The organism is Thalassospira profundimaris WP0211 (assembly GCF_000300275.1).
Lineage (GTDB): Bacteria > Pseudomonadota > Alphaproteobacteria > Rhodospirillales > Thalassospiraceae > Thalassospira > Thalassospira profundimaris.
The window spans coordinates 87,501-105,356 of sequence record NZ_AMRN01000007.1; the positions used below are offsets into that span (position 1 = coordinate 87,501).

Here is a 17,856-nt window from a genome sequence, read left to right on the forward strand (position 1 = left end):
GGACTATCGAACTAATGCTTCGCTGTTGACATGTATGGCATAGACGCTAGTCGTTGCCGTAATCAAAAGCTCGTTCCCCCGTGCACCGCCGAACGTTATATTCGATACCGTTTCGGGCACCAGTATCTTGCCAAGCAGAACACCTGTCGGATCAAAGCAATGCACGCCGTCCGCCGCAGAACTCCAGACATTGCCATAGCAATCAACTCTGATCCCGTCAGGCAATCCGTTGTCGATCTCGGCAAAGTCACGACCGTTTTCAAGTCTGTTTCCGTCAACAATGTCGTAAACCCGAATGACCGCCGGTATAGCCTCGTCGTGGCTGCTGCCTGATTCCGCGATATAAAGCAGCGTCTCATCATTCGAGAATGCCAAATCGTTTGGTTTATGAAACTCGGGTGTCACGCTGGCTAAAGTGCCCGTTTCGGGATCAAGGCGAAATACATTGTTGTATTTCTGCTCCGGTGCGGCCTTGTAGCCCTCATAATTCGACAATATTCCGTAGGTCGGGTCGGTAAACCAGATAGACCCATCGGATTTGACGACAACGTCGTTTGGCGAATTAAGCCGCCTGCCCTCAAATCCATCGGCAAGTATCGTGATTGCGCCATTATGTTCGGTTCGTGTTACAGATCGCGTGCCGTGCTGACAGGTAATTAGACGACCGTTCACGTCCATCGTATTGCCGTTGGCAAAGTCGGAATTCCCCCGGAACACGTTGACCGAACCATCACACATCCAGCGGAAAATCTTCTGATTTGGAATGTCAGAAAACAACAGGCACTGATGTGCTGGAAACCAAACAGGTCCCTCTGTCCACAAATGCCCGCCAGAAATTTTTCTCAGCCTGACATTTGGCAATACAAGGTCGCGGAACCGACGGTCAAGAACCTGATAGGGTTCCACCATTCCGAATGCATCTTGATGCTTGTCTGCGGCACAGTTTGCCAATTGAACGTCCTTTGCTAAATGTATCTGATGTCCGAATGCTTACGCGCATAGGCGCAAAGGCCCTTAACGCGCCAACTGTTGCCGTCCATAAATCAACAACATCCCGATGATCACGACCCCGAACACAACCTGTGGGAAGGTATCGGCAGGAATATCAACACCAAGTTGGGTAAAATACCGCTGGACTAGGTTCTTGTTCGGCACCACCAATCAGCAGGACTGGGCAATCAGTGTTCTTTGCGCTCGTCCAAAGGCGCCATATCGAAACTGATACTGAAGATGCACCCACTATGCTCTTTGGGTTGCGTCAGTTTTACCTTGGTTTCATGCCGGGCGGCGATTTCCTTGACGATGGAAAGTCCCAGGCCGCATCCCTCGTCATATCCGGCATCATTGATCCGATAGAACCGCTTGAAGACATCCTTGCGATGTTCGACCGGAATACCCGGGCCGTTATCTTCGACGGTCAATGTCACCTTGTTTTTGCCAGTATTCTGTTCAAGCCGAACGGTCACTGCACTGCCACTTGGGCAGTAAGTCAGTGCGTTATGGACAAGGTTTTTAAGCAACTCTTCAATCAAGGTCGCATCACCCATAATCCACGTAGGCTCAGTGATCCCTTCATATCCAAGATCAATACCACGCTCGATCGCGACCGGCACTTTTGATCCGGTTACCGCACGGGTAATCTCACACAGATCGATCTTGTCAAATGGTCGGCCGGCAAGGCCTTCGGGTGCGGCACGTGCGGATGCCAGCAACTGATTGGCCAGATGTGATGTCTGCCGGGTCGAGGCCGCGATGGTATCCATGATCTGGTGGATTTTCTCAGGATCCTTTTCACGCTGACCAAGTTCGGCCTGGGTTCGAAGGGCGGCCAAGGGTGTTCTAAGCTGATGCGCAGCATCTGCGGTAAAGCGTTGCATGGTCTTCAGGCTGTTTTCCAGCCGCCCGAAAAGCTGGTTGATGGCGCCCACCAGATGGCGCACCTCGATTGGCACATCGTGCAAAATCGGTCTGAGATCACTCGGAGAACGGCGATTAAGCGCCTCCTCCAAGCGGGCCAGCGGTTTGAGGCCCTGACCAATCCCGAACCAGACGATCATGGCGGCAATGACAATCAGCAAGATCTGGCGCGCCGCGGCACTGGCAAGAATATCCTCGCTAAGCCTTGTGCGGGTTCCCATGGTTTCGGCAACCAGCACATGAAAACGGGTCGCTTTGCGAACACTGGCCACATAGCGTGAAAGCGCGCCAATCCGCACCGTTTCGCCGTTATAAACCGCATCATAGAAAACCGGTTCTTCGCGTAATGGCAGGAACTTTTCGGGCACCGGTGGCAGATCTTCGTAGCCCGTAATGAATTCGCCCTGTGCGGTACTAACCTGATAGAAAACCCTGTCTTCCGCCGCACTTGTCAGCATCTCAAGCGCGACATAGGGCACGTCCACCTCGATCTTGCCACCGATCAGGACAACACGGTCCGCAATGGCTAGTGCAGAACTTAAAAGTGCACGGTCAAATGCTTGGTTTGTCGAATTAACTGCGTTACTGCGGACTTCAAGCAGCATCAGGGAACTGACCACCAAAAGCGGGATCAGCAGCGATATGACAAGCCTGCGCCGAAGCGATCGATTACGCCATTTCATGTTTTTTTCAACAGATAGCCAAGACCGCGAACGGTCTGGATTTTTACATCGGCCGCCTCGACCCGTTTGCGCAATCGACTGATATAAAGCTCGACCGCGTTGGCACTGATATCGTCTTCAAACCCGGCCAACTGATCAACGATTTGTTCCTTGCTCAGAACATGGCCGACACGCATCAACAAGATTTCAAGGATATTAAGCTCACGCTTTGGAATATCGACATCCGTGCCATCAACCGTTACCCGTCGCGCCACAGTATCGAAACTGAGTTTCCCGCATTTAAGCTGGGTGTTATGCGTCCCGGCATTGCGCCGCATAAGCGCCCTCACCCGTGCTTCAAGCTCGACCAGCTCGAACGGTTTGGCCAGATAGTCATCCGCACCAAGATCAAGTCCCTTGACCCTGTCTTCGATGTCACCGCGCGCGGTCAGGATCAGGACGGCACTTTCGGCTCCGCGATGACGCAGGCGTTTCAATATCTCGAGCCCGTCAAGTTTCGGAAGGTTCAGATCCAGTACCACCAGGCCATATTCCTGGGTGCGCAAAACGTCGTCAGCTTCCTCGCCATCGGCAATCACATCGACCGCATAGCCAGATTGTCGCAGGGATCCTGCAATTCCATCTGCCAGTGCTGCATGATCTTCGACAACAAGGACTCTCATTGTTTGCGTGACTTTTCCCTGATAAACCTCGACAGAGGTAATTTCTGTTCTGCCATTTTCCCGGCAAAGGCATTCAAGAACAAGCGATATCCTCGCCCCGGCACCATATGCCAATGACCATCCGCGACACAGAGTATTGCAGCATGATTTCGGGCCGTATCTGTATTGGTTTATGTTTCATCGCCCTCGCGATGCAAGTTTCTTCTGCGATGGCCGAAGTTTTCACCTATCCAGCATTGCGTTCGTCCCAGGCGTCCGATCCAGAACAATCATTGCTGACCAGCACACAACCAATGGCCGTTATCTATGGCTCTGCCGATATCGGTGCCTTTGTCCCGGTGATCGAAGCGTTTCAGCAAGACAACCCGTTTATTGGCGTTGAATACCATCAGCTGCAAACGCTTGAGATGTATGACATCACCCAAAGCCAGCGCGCTAACGGTGAACCAACGGCGGACCTGATCATCAGCTCCTCGATGGATCTCCAGATGAAACTGGCCAATGACGGATATGCCACCTCCTATCAAAGCAGTGAAACAGACGCTTTGCCCCATTGGGCACGCTGGCGCAACGAAGCCTTTGCCGTAACGCAAGAACCGGCCGTCATCGCCTATAATCGCGAGTTTTTCCGCGAAAACGAACTTGAACCGCCCAGAACCCGTGAAGACTTTATCGGGCTGCTTGTCAAACATGACGAGTTGCTGAGTGAAAAAGTCACGACCTATGACATTGAACGCAGCGGTGTCGGCTTCCTGTTTCTGGCGCGCGATGAACGATTTTTCCCCGGTATATGGGACTTTGTCCGCATTCTGGGTCAGGCAAAGGTAAAGCTTTATTCCAATACCTCTCCGATGCTTGAAAAAATCGCATCCGGTCAGGTTGTGCTGGGCTATAACCTGCTGGGATCGTATGCGGAAACCTTTACCCAACGAAACCCGAACCTTGGCGTCATCCTGCCTGACGACTTTATTGTCGTTTATTCGAGGATCGCCATCATCCCGCGTGGTGCACGCAACCCCGACCTTGGCGGTCGGTTCCTTGATTTCATGTTGTCGATCAAGGGACAAAGCGTTCTGCAAAATGAAGGAAACTTCAACCCGGTGCGCGCCGACGTTCCGCCCAGCACATTCTCGTCGCTGATCTTTGACCGGTATGGCGAACGCGTACGTTCCTTCCCGGTTGGGCCGGGATTGCTGGTTTACCTTGATCAGGCCAAGCGTCAGCGCTTCCTGCGCCGCTGGCAGGATGCGCTACTGAACCGCAGATAAAGCAACCTGCCAATCAAGTGCCTTTTAAGACTTCGCACTATCGGGTACTGGACGACGATCCGGACCGGTATAGTTCCATATCATCCGGCGCGGGATCGGTCCCTTGTTGCGGCCACCCTGTTGGGTTTGTTCCCATGCATGGGCAAGAATGCCCACCGACCGCGAAAGACAAAACAGCCCACGCGCCAGTTCCGGCGCAAATCCAAGTTCGGCATAAATAACTGCCGTTGCACCATCGATATTCATCGGGATCCGCTTGCCTTTACGCGCCAAAAGCTCTGCCTCGATCGCGCTGGCAATTTCGCCATACCGCCCCGACACATGACCGTCCTGTGCTGCAGCGCTTACGAGTACCAAAAGCCGTGGTGCACGCGGGTCAACCGGGTGGAACCGATGGCCAAAGCCCGGCACATGTTTGCCATGCTCAGCGATTTGATGATCAAGGCCGTCTGAAACTGCCGCTGTCATGTCCTGTCCGGCATCCATGCGTGCTGCGATATCATGATAAAGGGCAACTGCCTGCTCGCCCGCCCCGCCATGCACATCACCCAGGACATTAACCGCACTGGCCATGGCATTGTTCAGACCAACGCCACACGTTGCCGCCATACGGGCAATGGCGATGCTGGGGGCTTGCGGCCCATGATCGATGGCCGAAACAAGCGCTGCCTCAAGCAGCTTGGCCTGCGGTGCTGATGGCAATTCGCCGCGTGTCATCAACCAGATCATGGTCGGAAAGCTGATATTGCCAATCAGATCCTCAATCGCGTAACCACCATAATGGATTTTGCCCGGCTCCATATCGATGATGCCGGTCTGCCACCAGTCGCGTACTTCGTTTTCAACGTCTTCAACAGTTTTCGAGCTCACAGCACGCCCTCCTTGGCAAAGTTATCGATTTCATCATTGGAAAAGCCCAGCGACGACAGAATATCCTGATTGTCTTGTCCAAGTTCCGGCGGCGGTGCACTCACCGACGGTGCATCACCATCCATTTTGATTCCGGTCCGAAGGATGCGGATATCCCGATCAGCACCCGGCACATTCTCAAACGACGCCAGCATCCCGCGATCAGCAATCTGTGGCAGCGAAAGCGCCTGTGGCACGGTCAGGACCGCACCGGCCGGAACACCAACGGTGTTAAGCTTTTCAACCCAGTAATCGGTTTGTTGTGTGACCAGCACGTCTTCAAGCAGATCGGTCAAAGCCGATCTGTTTTCGAGCCGTTCCTTGCGCGACACAAACCGCGGATCCTTGATAAGCGCCTCAAGACCAAGAACACCGCACAGGGCTTCGAATTGTTCCTGCTTGTTTGCGGCGATATTGATCTGGCCATCGGCCGTGGCAAAGGCGCCAGACGGTGATGACGTGAAGTTGTCATTGCCATTGGCGGTCGGCTCCTTGCCGGCAATCAGATAGTTCGAGACCACCCAACCCATCGTGGCAATCACCGATTCCAGCATCGAAATATCAATGAAGCTGCCCTTGGCATCCTTGTTGCCCATGGCCCGCCCCGCCAACGCTGAACTGATGGCAAAGGCCGCAGTCATGCCGCCAATGGTATCGGCCATCGGATAACCGACGCGATAGGTCCCTTTATCCTGCTCGCCGGTGATGGTCATGATGCCCGACAGGCCCTGAACAATCTGGTCATAGGCGGGAAGTTTCTTCATCGGGCCACTCTGGCCAAAGCCGGAAATCGCACAATAAACAAGCCCCGGATTAACCTTTGAAAGCACATCATAGCCAAGCTCAAGACGGTCCATCACGCCCGGACGGAAGTTCTCGACCAGAACATCGGCCTTGGCCACGAGCTTTTTGAGGATTTCCTTCCCGCGCTGATCCTTAAGGTTCAGCGTGATCGAACGTTTACCGGCGTTCTGTGCCATGAATGAAACGCCCATAAGCTTTTCATTGAGCTCCATGTCGGCGCCAAGCTGGCGGGCAAGATCGCCACGCCCCGGCGCTTCAACCTTGATGACATCCGCCCCCATATGGGCCAGCTGGTGACAGCAAAACGGTCCGGCCAACACATTCGTCAGGTCAAGAACCGTGATTCCGGAAAGAGATTTTGGTCCGCTCATGGATATTTCCTAAATTCTGTCTGGTAGAATTATGTTCTATTATATAGAATTTTGAGCTTGGACAAAATGATCTTGGCGCTCTCACTGCGCCAAATCAGAGCACGAAACGGATTTAACCATGTCAGAACAGAACGTTACGGCAGTCGAACGGGCTTTGGGAATTCTTGATGCCTTCACCGATCAGGACCATGACCTGTCGCTCAAGGACCTGTCCGAGCGTACCGGAATGTATAAAAGCACCATCTCGAGACTGGCGGGAACGTTGGAGTCTTGTGGTTTTTTGATGATTTCCGGCCGTGGCCGCTATCGCCTTGGCCCGGCACTTTGGCGTCTTGGCTCCATTTACCGGCGATCATACGGCATGGACGATATCGTTCGCCCACACCTTTCGATCCTTGTTTCGGAAAGCGGTGAAACCGCATCCTTTTACGTGCCGGAAGGTACCAATCGCCTGTGCCTGTTTCGCGAAAACTCCCCAAGCAGCCTGCGACACCATCTTGAAGAAGGCGCTATTCTTCCTTGTGAATTCGGGGCCGCTGGCCACGTCATCCGTGCATGGGGCGATGGCGTCGATGACCGTTCGTTACAGGTTCTCGAGGACAGATTTGCCCTGAGCGAAGGTGAACGTGATCCGGATATTTCGGCGATTGCCGTACCGGTACTGGATCGGCAGAACCACCTGCTTGGTGCTCTTGCCCTTTCTGGTCCGATCAGTCGGTTCACCCCGGAAAAGCGACTTAAATGCCTGGCTTCGCTGCAATCACGTGCAGCGGATTGCGGTAAACGCATGTCTTCATGATCACAAACGGCCGCCTATCTTTGCCGTTAACGCATAAATCATGTGAACTTTTTTCACCCATTTTTTGCCAATGACAGGTTGGTGACAGGTTTGGCTGTTACCGTCCCGCCACTGCCGATCCGTGAGTCATAAATTGGCCCCGGAACAAACAAGAAGAAAATTCGGCAAGGGAGGTCAGGTCAATTTCCGGGGTCAGGTGGGCATTCATGCCTCTGAAAGCGGTGTTCGGACTCCCCTTGCTGGCGCTTTGTTCCATTGATCGGCTTGCCACTATTCGGGTGGCTGGGAAATTGCTTTAGTGTCTGGAGGAGACCCTGATGAACAAACTGTCGATGTTCTCGCGTCGCGGATTTATCGCAGCAGCCACGGCTGTTGCTGTTTCGACTGCTGCATTTGGTGCAATGGATGCCAAAGCTGCAGAAATGGACGAAATTCACTTCGTCATTCCGGGCGGCGCAGGCGGCGGCTGGGATGGTACGGCACGTGGTACCGGTGAAGCCCTGACCAAATCGGGTCTTGTTGGCACCGCGTCCTACGAAAACATGTCTGGCGGCGGCGGCGGTAAAGCCATTGCCTACATGATCGAAGCTGCTGATCGTCTTGATAACACCCTGATGGTCAACTCCACCCCGATCATCGTGCGTTCGCTGACCGGCGTCTTCCCGCAGTCGTTCCGCGACCTGACCCCGATCGCAGCCGTTGTTGCCGAATATGCAGCATTCGCTGTTCCGGCCGACAGCCCGTATCAGTCCTTCACCGACGTTGTTGACGCGGTCAAAGCTGATCCGTCTTCGGTCAAGTTCGGTGGCGGTTCGGTCCGTGGCGGTATGGACCACATCGTTGCAGCCTATGCCGTTCAGCAGGGCGGCGGCGATGCCAAACAGGTAAAATACATTCCGTATGACGCAGGCGGCAAAGCAATTGCTGGCCTTCTGTCGGGTGAAACCGAAGTTCTGTCGACCGGTCTGGGTGAGCTGCTTGAACTTGCCAAGGCAGGTCAGGTTCGCATTCTGGCTGTAACCTCGAAAGAACGCGTTGAAGCTGCTCCGGACGTTCCGTCGCTCGGTGAACTCGGCATTGATGCTGAATTCGTCAACTGGCGCGGTTACTTCGGTTCGCCGTCTCTGTCGGCTGAAAAAGCGGATGCCTATGCCGCGATCCTCAAGGACGTTCAGGCAACCCCGGAATGGGAAACCGTTCGTACCCGCAATGGCTGGGAAAAAATCTACAAGCCGCGTGCTGAGTTTTCTGCCTTCATGGAAAACCAGGAAAAGGTCGTTGGCGACCTGATGCGCGACCTTGGCTTCCTGAAATAAGCCGTTAATACACAAGTAAAAAGACCTCCGAAGGAAACCTCGCCATGTCCATCAATCGCGACAAATTCGGCGCGCTGCTATTTCTTTGCCTTGCGCTGATATATGGCTTCTATGTCGATGACATCCCGCTGCTGTTTGGCGACGAGGATGCCCCGTTCAATGCCAGAACCCTCCCTAACGCCCTTGCATGGTTGCTTGGTGTGGTTTCCTTCATCCAACTGGTGCTGCCGACCAACAAAGAGGCCGGCAGCCTCGAACACGCTTTCCGAGGTCTTAAGTGGAAACGCGTTGTTATCCTGGCGGCACTGATGGTCTTCTATGGCCTGACCATCCGCCAGTTGGGCTTCCCGATTTCAACATCGCTCTTCCTGATGGGCGGTTTTTATACGCTTGGCGAACGACGTCCGCTGGTTCTGATTCTGACGGCTGTCGGTGTCACGCTTGCTTTCTGGGGTTTGCTCTATGCCATGGGCATCTACCTGACCCCGGGCGATTTCTTCTATTATCTCGGTTGGATGTCAAACGATGCTTGAGGGAATTTTCTCCGGTCTTTCGACCGCTGTCATGCCGATCAACCTGTTGATGGTTGCGGTCGGCTGTTTCGCAGGCACCTTTATCGGGATGCTTCCCGGTCTTGGCCCAATCACTGCCATTGCCCTGATGATCCCGATCACCTACGGGTTTGATCCGTCCACCGGCCTTATTCTGATGGCGGGCGTGTATTACGGGGCAATCTTTGGTGGCTCGACCTCTTCTATTCTGATCAACGCACCGGGTGTTGCCGGAACGGTTGCGACCGCCTTTGACGGTTACCCGATGGCCCAAAAGGGTCAGGCTGGCAAGGCACTGGCCATTGCCGCCTACTCGTCTTTCTCTGGTGGTACGATTGCTGCGATCTTCCTGCTGGTTGCCGCACCGGCACTGGCGTCAGTATCGTTGTCGTTCCAGTCGGGTGACTATTTCGCACTGATGGTGCTTGGCCTGACGGCTGTGTCTGCCTTTGCCGGCAAGGGACAGGTTCTCAAGGCGATTACCATGACCCTGTTCGGGATCATGCTTTCGACCATCGGTACCGACCCGGCCGCTGGCGTCGCCCGCTTTACCTTTGGCAGCATGGACCTTGTCGATGGCATCAGCTTCCTTTTGCTCGCCATGTCGACCTTTGCCCTTTCAGAGGCCCTGCTCTCGATCCTGCGTCCGACCAAGGACACCCGTTCCGAGGAAGAAAAGGCGCTTAAAAGCCTGGGCTCGATGAAGCTGTCGAAGGAAGAAGTCAAGATCATGATCCCGGTCATCGGCCGTTCGTCGGTTCTTGGCTTCTTTACCGGCGTTCTGCCGGGTGCCGGTGCAACGATTGCATCCTTCCTTGCATACGGCATGGAACGCAATATTGCCTCGGCCAAGGAAAAACTCGGCTTTGGCAAGGGTTCTATCCGTGGTCTTGCGGCGCCTGAAACCGCAAACAACGCTGCGTGTTCTGGTTCCTTCGTACCGCTTCTGACCCTTGGTATTCCGGGTTCGGGCACCACGGCTGTGATGATGGGTGCTCTGATTTCCTATGGTGTTCAGCCAGGTCCGCGTCTGTTTGTTGAACAGCCTGACGTGTTCTGGTCGGTGATCATTTCGATGTATATCGGCAATATCGTGTTGCTGGTTCTGAACCTGCCGCTGATCCCGTATATCTCGCGTCTTCTGGCCCTGCCCCAGCAGCTTCTTGTTCCGTTCGTTCTGTTCTTCTCGCTGGTTGGTGTCTATCTGGTGACCTTTAACACCATGGACATCCACATGATGGTGATTGCAGCTGCAATCGCGATCGGCCTGCGTCTTTTGAACTATCCGATGGCGCCGATGCTGCTTGGCTTCATTCTGGGCAAGATGATGGAGGAAAACCTCCGTCGTGCACTGGCCATTAGCGACGGTTCCATTTCGTTCCTTTGGGAACGCCCGATCACGCTTGTGATCCTGTTGATCAGCATTCTGTTCCTTGCAGCCCCGTTGATCGGCAATCTGCGCAGCTGGTTGGCAAACCGCAAGTCAGCGCTTCCCAATGATGGTGAACTCTAAGATCTGCCTCTGAGCGACGTGAAGGATATTTGGTAATGCGGTTTCTTGATAATCTGTCGATTGGTCCCAAAACCCTTTTGGTTCCGGTCTTCCTGATGATCGTCATTGTCGCGATGGGGATTGCCACGGTGGCAACCCTTGAAAGCGAGAAAGACACCCTTACCAGCCTTCGCGTTGAAGCCTATGAACGGCGATCCGATGCGTTGACACTCAGCAACGCCCTGAACGAGGCGCACGGATCGCTGTTTCGTATCCTGACCTGGGACTCCAACGGCATTAATGCTGCTGTTGTCCCGGATCTTCGCGAACAGGTCGCCAAACTCGAAGAAGAACTCGCCCCCCTTGCCCAGCGTCTTGCCGCTGTGGGTGGTGATGCCTTTACCGAGAACTATGCGAAATACATGGAACAGGTGAACCAGTTCCTTGTTGAAAGCGAAATGAACATCTATGGCGCGCTGGAAGTCATTGCCCAGGCGGATGAAACCTTCCAGGCCCTTCAGGCGCCGCTTAACGATATCCTTGCCCAATCGCATGAAATTGCCACCACGTCGTTTGCCGATGCCTATGCGCAGGCCGAAGCCCTGCAGCGTGTCTTTGTCATCGTCGCACTGATTGTTGTGGTTGTTGCGGTTGTTGTGTCGGTCTTTGTCTCCCGGCGCATTTCACGACCAATGACCGACCTTGCCGAATTGATCGAACAAATTTCAAATGGCGATCTTGATGTGAGTGTTCGCGGCGGACAACGCGCTGACGAGATCGGCAAGGTCGCGCGCTCTGTCATGGTGCTGCGTGATCAGTCGAAGGAAGCAGAAGTCCTGCGTCAGGAACGCGAACGCGTGCGTGGCCTTGAAAGACAGCGCCAGCAAAACCTGATCGACGCCACCAATCATTTCCAGCGCGTCGTTCAGGAAGCCCTTTCCGGCTTTGATCAGGAATTCAGCTCGCTCAACGGATCTGCCAGCGACATGGAACAGATCGCAACCCTTGCCAGCGCGCGGTCCGCCGATGCGAACCAGCATTCAGAACAAGTTCTTCATCACATCGAAGCTGTTTCCCAGACGACCGCAAGCTTGTCTGAAGCCATTGCTGAAATCGGCCAACAGGCCCAGAACTCGGCCGAGGTTGCCGGACGTGCACGTTCCGAAAGTGAACAGTCTCGCGCCCTGTTTGAACAGTTGACCAACGCCACCCAGCGGATCGGTGATATCGTCAGCCTGATCGAAGACATCGCAAACCAGACCAACCTGCTTGCCCTGAACGCCACCATCGAGGCAGCACGCGCCGGTGACGCCGGCAAGGGGTTTGCGGTTGTTGCGGGGGAAGTTAAAAACCTCGCCTCCCAGACTGCACGCGCGACCGAAGATATCGCAAGTCAGGTCGAAGAAATCCGCGGCCTTACCGACAACGTGGTCAATGCCTTGCACGGTGTTGCCGATGTTATAGGCGAGGTTGATCAGTCGGCCGCTGCCATCGCCGCCGCCGTTGAAGAACAGCAGGCCTCAACGGCCGGTATTTCCGACAGCATTCAGGATGCCAATGGTGGTATGCGGACCGTGGCCGAGGCGGTTGGTGCGTTGGATAACGAAACAGCCCGCGTACATAACGGTTCTGCAAACGTAACGCGCGCCACCAGCACATTGAATGACGAAGCGACCAAACTGCGCAACGCAATCGATGGCTTCCTTGAACAAATCGAGAAAAACAAGGCCGAAGCATAATGACGAAAACACCGGATGGTCGCTCCGGCGCCCATTGGATCAACCGACTTTCCGGTGTTTTGACACCCCAGTTTTTCAAAAAACTGTCGATTGCTTTGGGGATTGGCCTTATTGGCGGCTTGATCGCCCATTTCATCAATATGCCTCTGGCATGGATGATGGGCCCGATGCTGGCCACGTTTGTCGCTAGCCTGCTGCGCGTGCCAATGGGTGTCCCGATGCAGTTTCGCTCTGGCATCCTTGGCGTTATTGGTATTTTCCTCGGCGCATCCTTTACCCCCGATACGCTTGATCAGGCCGCAAAGTGGCCGATCAGCATGATCGCGGTTCTGCTGTATGTTCCGATCATCACATTCGTGATCACCTGGTTCTATTCGCGCATTGCCCGTCTGGATCCGGCTACAGCGCTGTTTTCCGCAACCCCGGGTGGCCTGACACCAATGGTCGTTCTTGGGGCCGCGGCTGGTGGCAATGAACAGGAAATCGCCCTGACGCAGGGTTTGCGTGTTTTGCTGCTGGTGATGTCCGCACCACTGATTGTTTTGATGATCACGGGCGTTGTGGCAAATGGCCATGGCGATAGCCAATCGGTTCAAATGACACTCAACGAAGGCCTTTTGACCGCCGGTTGCGCGATCATCACAGTGCTGGTCTTTCGCAAGCTGCGCATCCCGGCGGCCTATATGACCGGTGCGATGGCGGCCAGCATGGTGTTGCACGTATCGGGCATCGTCGAGGGTAACCTGCCCGATTGGTTGCTTGCTGGAAGCCTGTTGATCCTTGGCTCCGCCATCGGCAGTCGGTTCTCGGGCGTCAAGATCGCTGTCCTTGTCCGTCTTGCGGGCTATTCGGTGCTGGCAACCTTCGTTGTCCTGGCCTTTACAGGCGGGGTTGCGTGGTTCGTATCGCAATGGCTGGATCTTGATTTCATTGCCGTATTGCTGGCCTTTGCACCGGGTGGCGTTGCGGAGATGTCATTGATTGCGCTCGCACTCAATGTCGAACCGAGCTTTGTCGCCTTTCACCATATCGTGCGCATTTTCGAAATCGTGTTGCTGGCGCCACTCCTTGCCAAGTGGTTTCAGCGCCACATGCAAAAGAAAGCCGCACGGCAAGATTAATCTGTTTCTGCCACTGCGTACGTGTGATTAGCCAAACATGTCCTTGGTGATCCCGTCATACCAGGCAACAGATTCCTCAAATGTATGCCGGCGAACATCGGCACTCTCATCGGGTTGGCTGATAAAGGATGACGTGCTGGCGATCGCGCCATCAACATTGCCATATTGCGCCCCGACCTTGATCCCGTCATTGGTTTCGACAAGGCTCCAGCACGTATTGAGATAACGCGCCGGAAAGACCCGCGCATCCATCAGATCCGCCATCAGATGCATCACCACCACTTTCGCCTGACTGTTGGCAGCGGATCCTGACTTTGGCATGGCGCCTGCGATGGACGCATCACCGATGACAAAGATGTTCTGATCGCGTTTGGACCGCATGCTTTCGGCATCCACCGGGCAGAAGCCGCTGTCATCCGACAGCCCCGTACTGATGGCAATACTCCCGGCCTGCTGTGCTGGAATGATGTTGAGCAACGCACCGCTAAACGTATCAAAGTCGGTCTCAACCGATCCGGCTTCTACATCGACACCTTTGATACCCCCATGGATATTGGGTCCATACCATTCCACCATGCCCGGATAGTATTTCTCCCACCCTTCCGCAAACAGTCCCTGTTTGGAGAATTTCTCCTTCGGATCAAGAACTACAATCGTGCAGTCAGTGAGCCCGCGTGCCTTAATCGTATGGGCAATCATGGAAACACGTTCATACGGGCCCGGCGGACAGCGATACGGATTGGGTGGCGCTACCATCACCACCTGATCACCGTTTTTAAGGCCATCAATTTTTGATTTAAGCAACTGTGTCTGTGGCCCCGCCTGCCATGCATGGGGGGCAATTTCCGCCAGCTCCGCCGAATATCCCGGAACACTATCAAATATCAGATCAATACCCGGTGACAGGACCAGCCGGTCATAGGGGATGGTTTCCCCGGTCGATGTGCGCACCTGCTGGGCTGTGCGATCAATTTCCTCTGCCCGGGCTGTCACTTTGCGAATGCCGTAATCATTGACCAACCGATCATATCCATGTGTGATCGACGCAAAATCGCGATAGCCACCCAGATACAGGTTGGAAAAGAAGCAGGTCGTGTATTTCTCGGAATCCTCAATCAGGGTGATGTTGATTGCCCCACCGGCCTTTTCCGCCAAATGACGGGCCACCGTCGCCCCACCGGCACCGCCGCCAACAATCACGACATTCTTGCGGCCTTGCGCGCGCAAAATGCCCGGCATTGCCATGACACCTGCACCGGCACCGAGAAACTTGTTGAACGTTCGCCTTGTGACATTGCTCATTTTCTTGTTCCTGATCCGTTGATTAACGACGTTTCACAAACTCCAACCTTTAGTCCTTCGTCGAGAAATAAATCGCCAGTGCCGCCAATTCTTCCATACCAAGGCTTACCATGATTGCCTGCATCACTGAATTGTCGCGCAGGCGGTATTTGTATTCCAGCATCGCCTCGACAAAATACTCGCGCGGCAAGCCGTCGATCACCGGGATCGCATGATTGGCAGCTTGTCGCTGATGACACATCACACATTCTGTCGCGAGATAAGCGCCGTAATCCGCATCACCGGGCATTGCCAATACCTGCCCGATGGCCTCACCCAATGGCATAGACGGTATCGGTTTTTCCGCACCGGCCTCAGCAAACGAAAAGTTCGGGATCAAGAAGATCCCGAACGCAACACACAACCAGATCCTATCAATGCCCAACACCCGAAACACGCGCGCTGTCAAAACCCTGCCACCATCCGCTTCATGATGTTTCCGGTGACAGTCACGCATTAATCGATCCCCCCGGCACCGTTTTCTTCATCGCCGTCCGGCGTAACATCAAGAATACGCGCGCGCATCACGATCTCAGCCGGACCGTCACCACAGTTTTCCATGCAGGGTTCAACATTGGTCGCGAAATTTGGCTCTTCCAGACGATCATCGGGATAGAAGTTCTCTTTGTTAGGCAACGAAATCTCGCTAAAGGTTTCATTGGATAACTCAAAGTCTTCTTCTGTGACAATGTCGTTCAAATACAACAGGTAAGCTGTAATTGCGTAGGTCTGATCCGCACTCAACGACCGGGCATTACCAAACGGCATTGCCCGATGGACATAGTCAAAAATCGTCGAAGCGAACGGCCAATAAGACCCGATGGTTTTAACCGGACGATCCGCCGTCAGGGTATCAAAGCCCCCCGATAATACCGGCCAGCGTCCCTCACCTTCACCAAACACGCCGTGACACACCGCGCAGTTTTCATCATAGAGCACGCCACCATCGGCAACAGTACCGCTGCCAACAGGTAGCCCGACACCGTCCGGACGAACATCAATATCCCATGCTGCGATTTCTTCGGGCAGTGCTTCGCGGCCAAGATGATGAACACCATGCTCAGGGATCACTGCATCCGCTGCATTCACAGCAGGTTCCGCCGTAGATGCGGTTTCAACAGCTGCTGCTGCCGGTGCAGACTCAGGTTCCGCTGCGGCTTGCTCTGCACTTTCCGAGAAGGTTGCCAGATAGGCGATCACATTGGCGATCTCGTCGTCCTTTTTCAGGCCGGTAAAGGCCATCTTCGTACCTTTGACATAGTCGCGCGGTTTCGCCAGATATTCGGTCAGACTGTCGTGGTCCCAGACCAAACCTTCTTCACCGGCCTTGGTCATCGCCTTGGAATATTTGAAATCCTCAAGCGATCCTGCGACACGTCCAAAGATTTCATTGAGTTCCGGTCCGACCTTGTTTTTGGCTCCTTCACCCACGGCGTGACAGGCAGCACATTTGTGGAAAACCTTTTCGCCGGCATCTGCATCTTGCGCGTTGGCATTGGTTGCCCATGCTGCGCCAAGCAGAACGATGCTTGCGGTAAACTTAAGAAACTTCGACATTTTCCGCCTCTCCGTTCGACTTCAGATACCAGGTCTGGATGCCATTATTGTGATAGATGGAGTTATCGCCACGCGCCGCGCGCAGGGCGTCCTTGGTCGGCTGGACGTACCCCTGTTCGTCAATGGCACGCGATTGCAGATAAAGCGGCGATCCGTCCCAGTTGAACTCGTAATAGAAGCGATGCAGCGACCGGCTAAGGCTCGGCCCGTCAATCCGGGCATGCTGCCAGTTGCGGCCACCGTCAATCGACACATCAACGCGCTTGATCTTACCATGGCCAGACCATGCAACGCCGGTAATGATCGTATGGCCGCGGCCATGGGTGATCGGCGCCTGCGGGCTTGGATTGGTGATGACGGATTTGACATCCATCGCCCAGGTAAAGCGCCGGGCACGGCCATCCGGCATAAGATCGGTATATTTCGACGTCTCTTCGCGGAGCTGCCATGGCTTATCGCCGACCTCGATCCGGCGCAGCCATTTCACCCACATATTGCCTTCCCATCCCGGAACGCACAGGCGGACCGGATATCCTTGTTCGGGGCGCAGGGCCTCACCATTCATTTTGAAAGCAACAAGGCAGTCATCAAGCGCCTTTTCAATCGGGATCGAACGCCCCATACCCGATGCATCGGCACCTTCGGCCAGGATCCATTTCCCGGCTGGTTTAACGCCGGCTTCTTCCAGAAGTGTCCGCAGGCGGACACCGGTATACATCACATTGTGCAGCATACCGTGGGTAAACTGGCAGCCGTTAAGCTGCGCGCCACGCCACTCCATGCCAGAGTTCGCCGCACATTCAAGGAAGTAGACCCGGTTTTCACGCGGAAAACGCATCAGATCCTGCATGGTAAAGACAAGCGGCTTGTCGACCAGACCATTGATCATCAGGCGATGCTCGGCCGGGTCCACTTCGGCGACCCCGCTGTGATGACGCTCAAAGCAAAGACCATTGGGCGTGATGATGCCGTCAAGTTCATGCAACGGTGTGAAGTTGATCGACGATATCGGATCGGCGGTCAGCCATGGCACATCGCGACGTACGACATGTGCTTCAAACGGTGACGGCACACCATAAGGTGCGGCATCCACGCCCGGACCGGAATACTGGTTCCAGTCCTTGAGTTCCGTAATCGCCGGATCCGGGGTTCCGGCCGCCAACGCAGCACCGCCACCAATTGCGGCAACCGCCGCCCCACCGGCGGCTGTTAGACCACCCTGAAGAAAGCTGCGCCGACTTGGCACAAAATTCTTATCTTTCTGAGGTTGTTTGGACATGGCTCTTGGTGCCCTCCCTACACATTCGATATTTTATATATATTGAG

At 54.6% G+C, this 17,856-nt stretch carries 16 protein-coding genes; 7 read left to right on the forward strand and 9 right to left on the reverse strand.

Translation table 11 applies throughout. The annotated features are described in order from the left end of the window. Positions 1-3: 3 nt before the first annotated feature. The 3 genes from TH2_RS13785 to TH2_RS13795 form a co-directional block, all read right to left on the reverse strand. Positions 4-951 carry an SMP-30/gluconolactonase/LRE family protein gene (locus TH2_RS13785; protein WP_238538705.1) on the reverse strand — a complete coding sequence of 316 codons (948 nt, stop codon included), beginning with the start codon at positions 949-951 and terminating at the stop codon, positions 4-6. Positions 952-1,178: 227 nt separating this feature from the next. Continuing rightward, positions 1,179-2,600, reverse strand: coding sequence for a sensor histidine kinase (locus tag TH2_RS13790; protein WP_008891047.1), 1,422 nt, complete (start codon positions 2,598-2,600; stop codon positions 1,179-1,181). Further along, complete coding sequence (locus tag TH2_RS13795; RefSeq protein ID WP_008891048.1) at positions 2,597-3,262, reverse strand: response regulator transcription factor; 666 nt, start codon at positions 3,260-3,262, stop codon at positions 2,597-2,599. The genes TH2_RS13790 and TH2_RS13795 overlap by 4 nt, the downstream gene beginning before the upstream one ends. A gap of 209 nt (positions 3,263-3,471) precedes the next feature. Here TH2_RS13795 and TH2_RS13800 point away from each other — a divergent pair, with 209 nt between their 5' ends. Then, the gene (locus TH2_RS13800; RefSeq protein WP_238538706.1) at positions 3,472-4,530 is read left to right on the forward strand and encodes an ABC transporter substrate-binding protein; all 1,059 of its coding nucleotides are present in this window, start codon (positions 3,472-3,474) and stop codon (positions 4,528-4,530) included. Between the two features lie 24 nt (positions 4,531-4,554). Here the strand turns inward: TH2_RS13800 and TH2_RS13805 are convergent, their stop codons facing one another. Both TH2_RS13805 and TH2_RS13810 read right to left on the reverse strand, forming a co-directional pair. Then, positions 4,555-5,400 carry a citryl-CoA lyase gene (locus TH2_RS13805; RefSeq protein WP_008891050.1) on the reverse strand — a complete coding sequence of 282 codons (846 nt, stop codon included), beginning with the start codon at positions 5,398-5,400 and terminating at the stop codon, positions 4,555-4,557. Next, on the reverse strand, positions 5,397-6,614 hold the full coding sequence (locus TH2_RS13810; RefSeq protein ID WP_008891051.1) for a CaiB/BaiF CoA transferase family protein: 1,218 nt from the start codon (positions 6,612-6,614) through the stop codon (positions 5,397-5,399). The genes TH2_RS13805 and TH2_RS13810 overlap by 4 nt, the downstream gene beginning before the upstream one ends. Before the next feature lie 118 nt (positions 6,615-6,732). Here TH2_RS13810 and TH2_RS13815 point away from each other — a divergent pair, with 118 nt between their 5' ends. From TH2_RS13815 to TH2_RS13840, 6 genes are all read left to right on the forward strand, one after another. Next, positions 6,733-7,413: an IclR family transcriptional regulator gene (locus tag TH2_RS13815; protein WP_008891052.1), complete on the forward strand. Its 681-nt coding sequence runs from the start codon at positions 6,733-6,735 to the stop codon at positions 7,411-7,413. Between the two features lie 317 nt (positions 7,414-7,730). After that, positions 7,731-8,729 carry a tripartite tricarboxylate transporter substrate binding protein gene (locus tag TH2_RS13820; RefSeq protein ID WP_008891053.1) on the forward strand — a complete coding sequence of 333 codons (999 nt, stop codon included), beginning with the start codon at positions 7,731-7,733 and terminating at the stop codon, positions 8,727-8,729. A 44-nt stretch (positions 8,730-8,773) separates the two neighbouring features. Next, positions 8,774-9,262, forward strand: a complete 489-nt coding sequence (locus tag TH2_RS13825) for a tripartite tricarboxylate transporter TctB family protein (RefSeq protein ID WP_008891054.1) — start codon at positions 8,774-8,776, stop codon at positions 9,260-9,262. Continuing rightward, positions 9,255-10,793, forward strand: a complete 1,539-nt coding sequence (locus tag TH2_RS13830; protein ID WP_008891055.1) for a tripartite tricarboxylate transporter permease — start codon at positions 9,255-9,257, stop codon at positions 10,791-10,793. Before TH2_RS13825 ends, TH2_RS13830 begins: the two co-directional genes overlap by 8 nt. 35 nt (positions 10,794-10,828) lie before the next feature. Further along, entirely contained in the window at positions 10,829-12,511 is a 1,683-nt protein-coding gene (locus tag TH2_RS13835; protein WP_008891056.1) for a methyl-accepting chemotaxis protein, read from the forward strand. Next, the gene (locus TH2_RS13840) at positions 12,511-13,632 is read left to right on the forward strand and encodes an AbrB family transcriptional regulator (RefSeq protein ID WP_008891057.1); all 1,122 of its coding nucleotides are present in this window, start codon (positions 12,511-12,513) and stop codon (positions 13,630-13,632) included. Before TH2_RS13835 ends, TH2_RS13840 begins: the two co-directional genes overlap by 1 nt. Before the next feature lie 27 nt (positions 13,633-13,659). Here TH2_RS13840 and TH2_RS13845 read toward each other — a convergent pair whose 3' ends face one another. The 4 genes from TH2_RS13845 to soxC form a co-directional block, all read right to left on the reverse strand. Then, positions 13,660-14,934 carry an NAD(P)/FAD-dependent oxidoreductase gene (locus TH2_RS13845; protein ID WP_008891058.1) on the reverse strand — a complete coding sequence of 425 codons (1,275 nt, stop codon included), beginning with the start codon at positions 14,932-14,934 and terminating at the stop codon, positions 13,660-13,662. Positions 14,935-14,983: 49 nt separating this feature from the next. After that, a complete protein-coding gene (locus tag TH2_RS21290; protein WP_157194117.1) occupies positions 14,984-15,259 on the reverse strand; it encodes a c-type cytochrome in 276 nt (91 codons plus the stop codon). A gap of 170 nt (positions 15,260-15,429) precedes the next feature. Beyond that, on the reverse strand, positions 15,430-16,530 hold the full coding sequence (locus tag TH2_RS13855; RefSeq protein ID WP_008891060.1) for a c-type cytochrome: 1,101 nt from the start codon (positions 16,528-16,530) through the stop codon (positions 15,430-15,432). Next, complete coding sequence (gene soxC / locus TH2_RS13860) at positions 16,514-17,809, reverse strand: sulfite dehydrogenase (RefSeq protein ID WP_008891061.1); 1,296 nt, start codon at positions 17,807-17,809, stop codon at positions 16,514-16,516. Before soxC ends, TH2_RS13855 begins: the two co-directional genes overlap by 17 nt. Between the last annotated feature and the right edge of the window lie 47 nt (positions 17,810-17,856).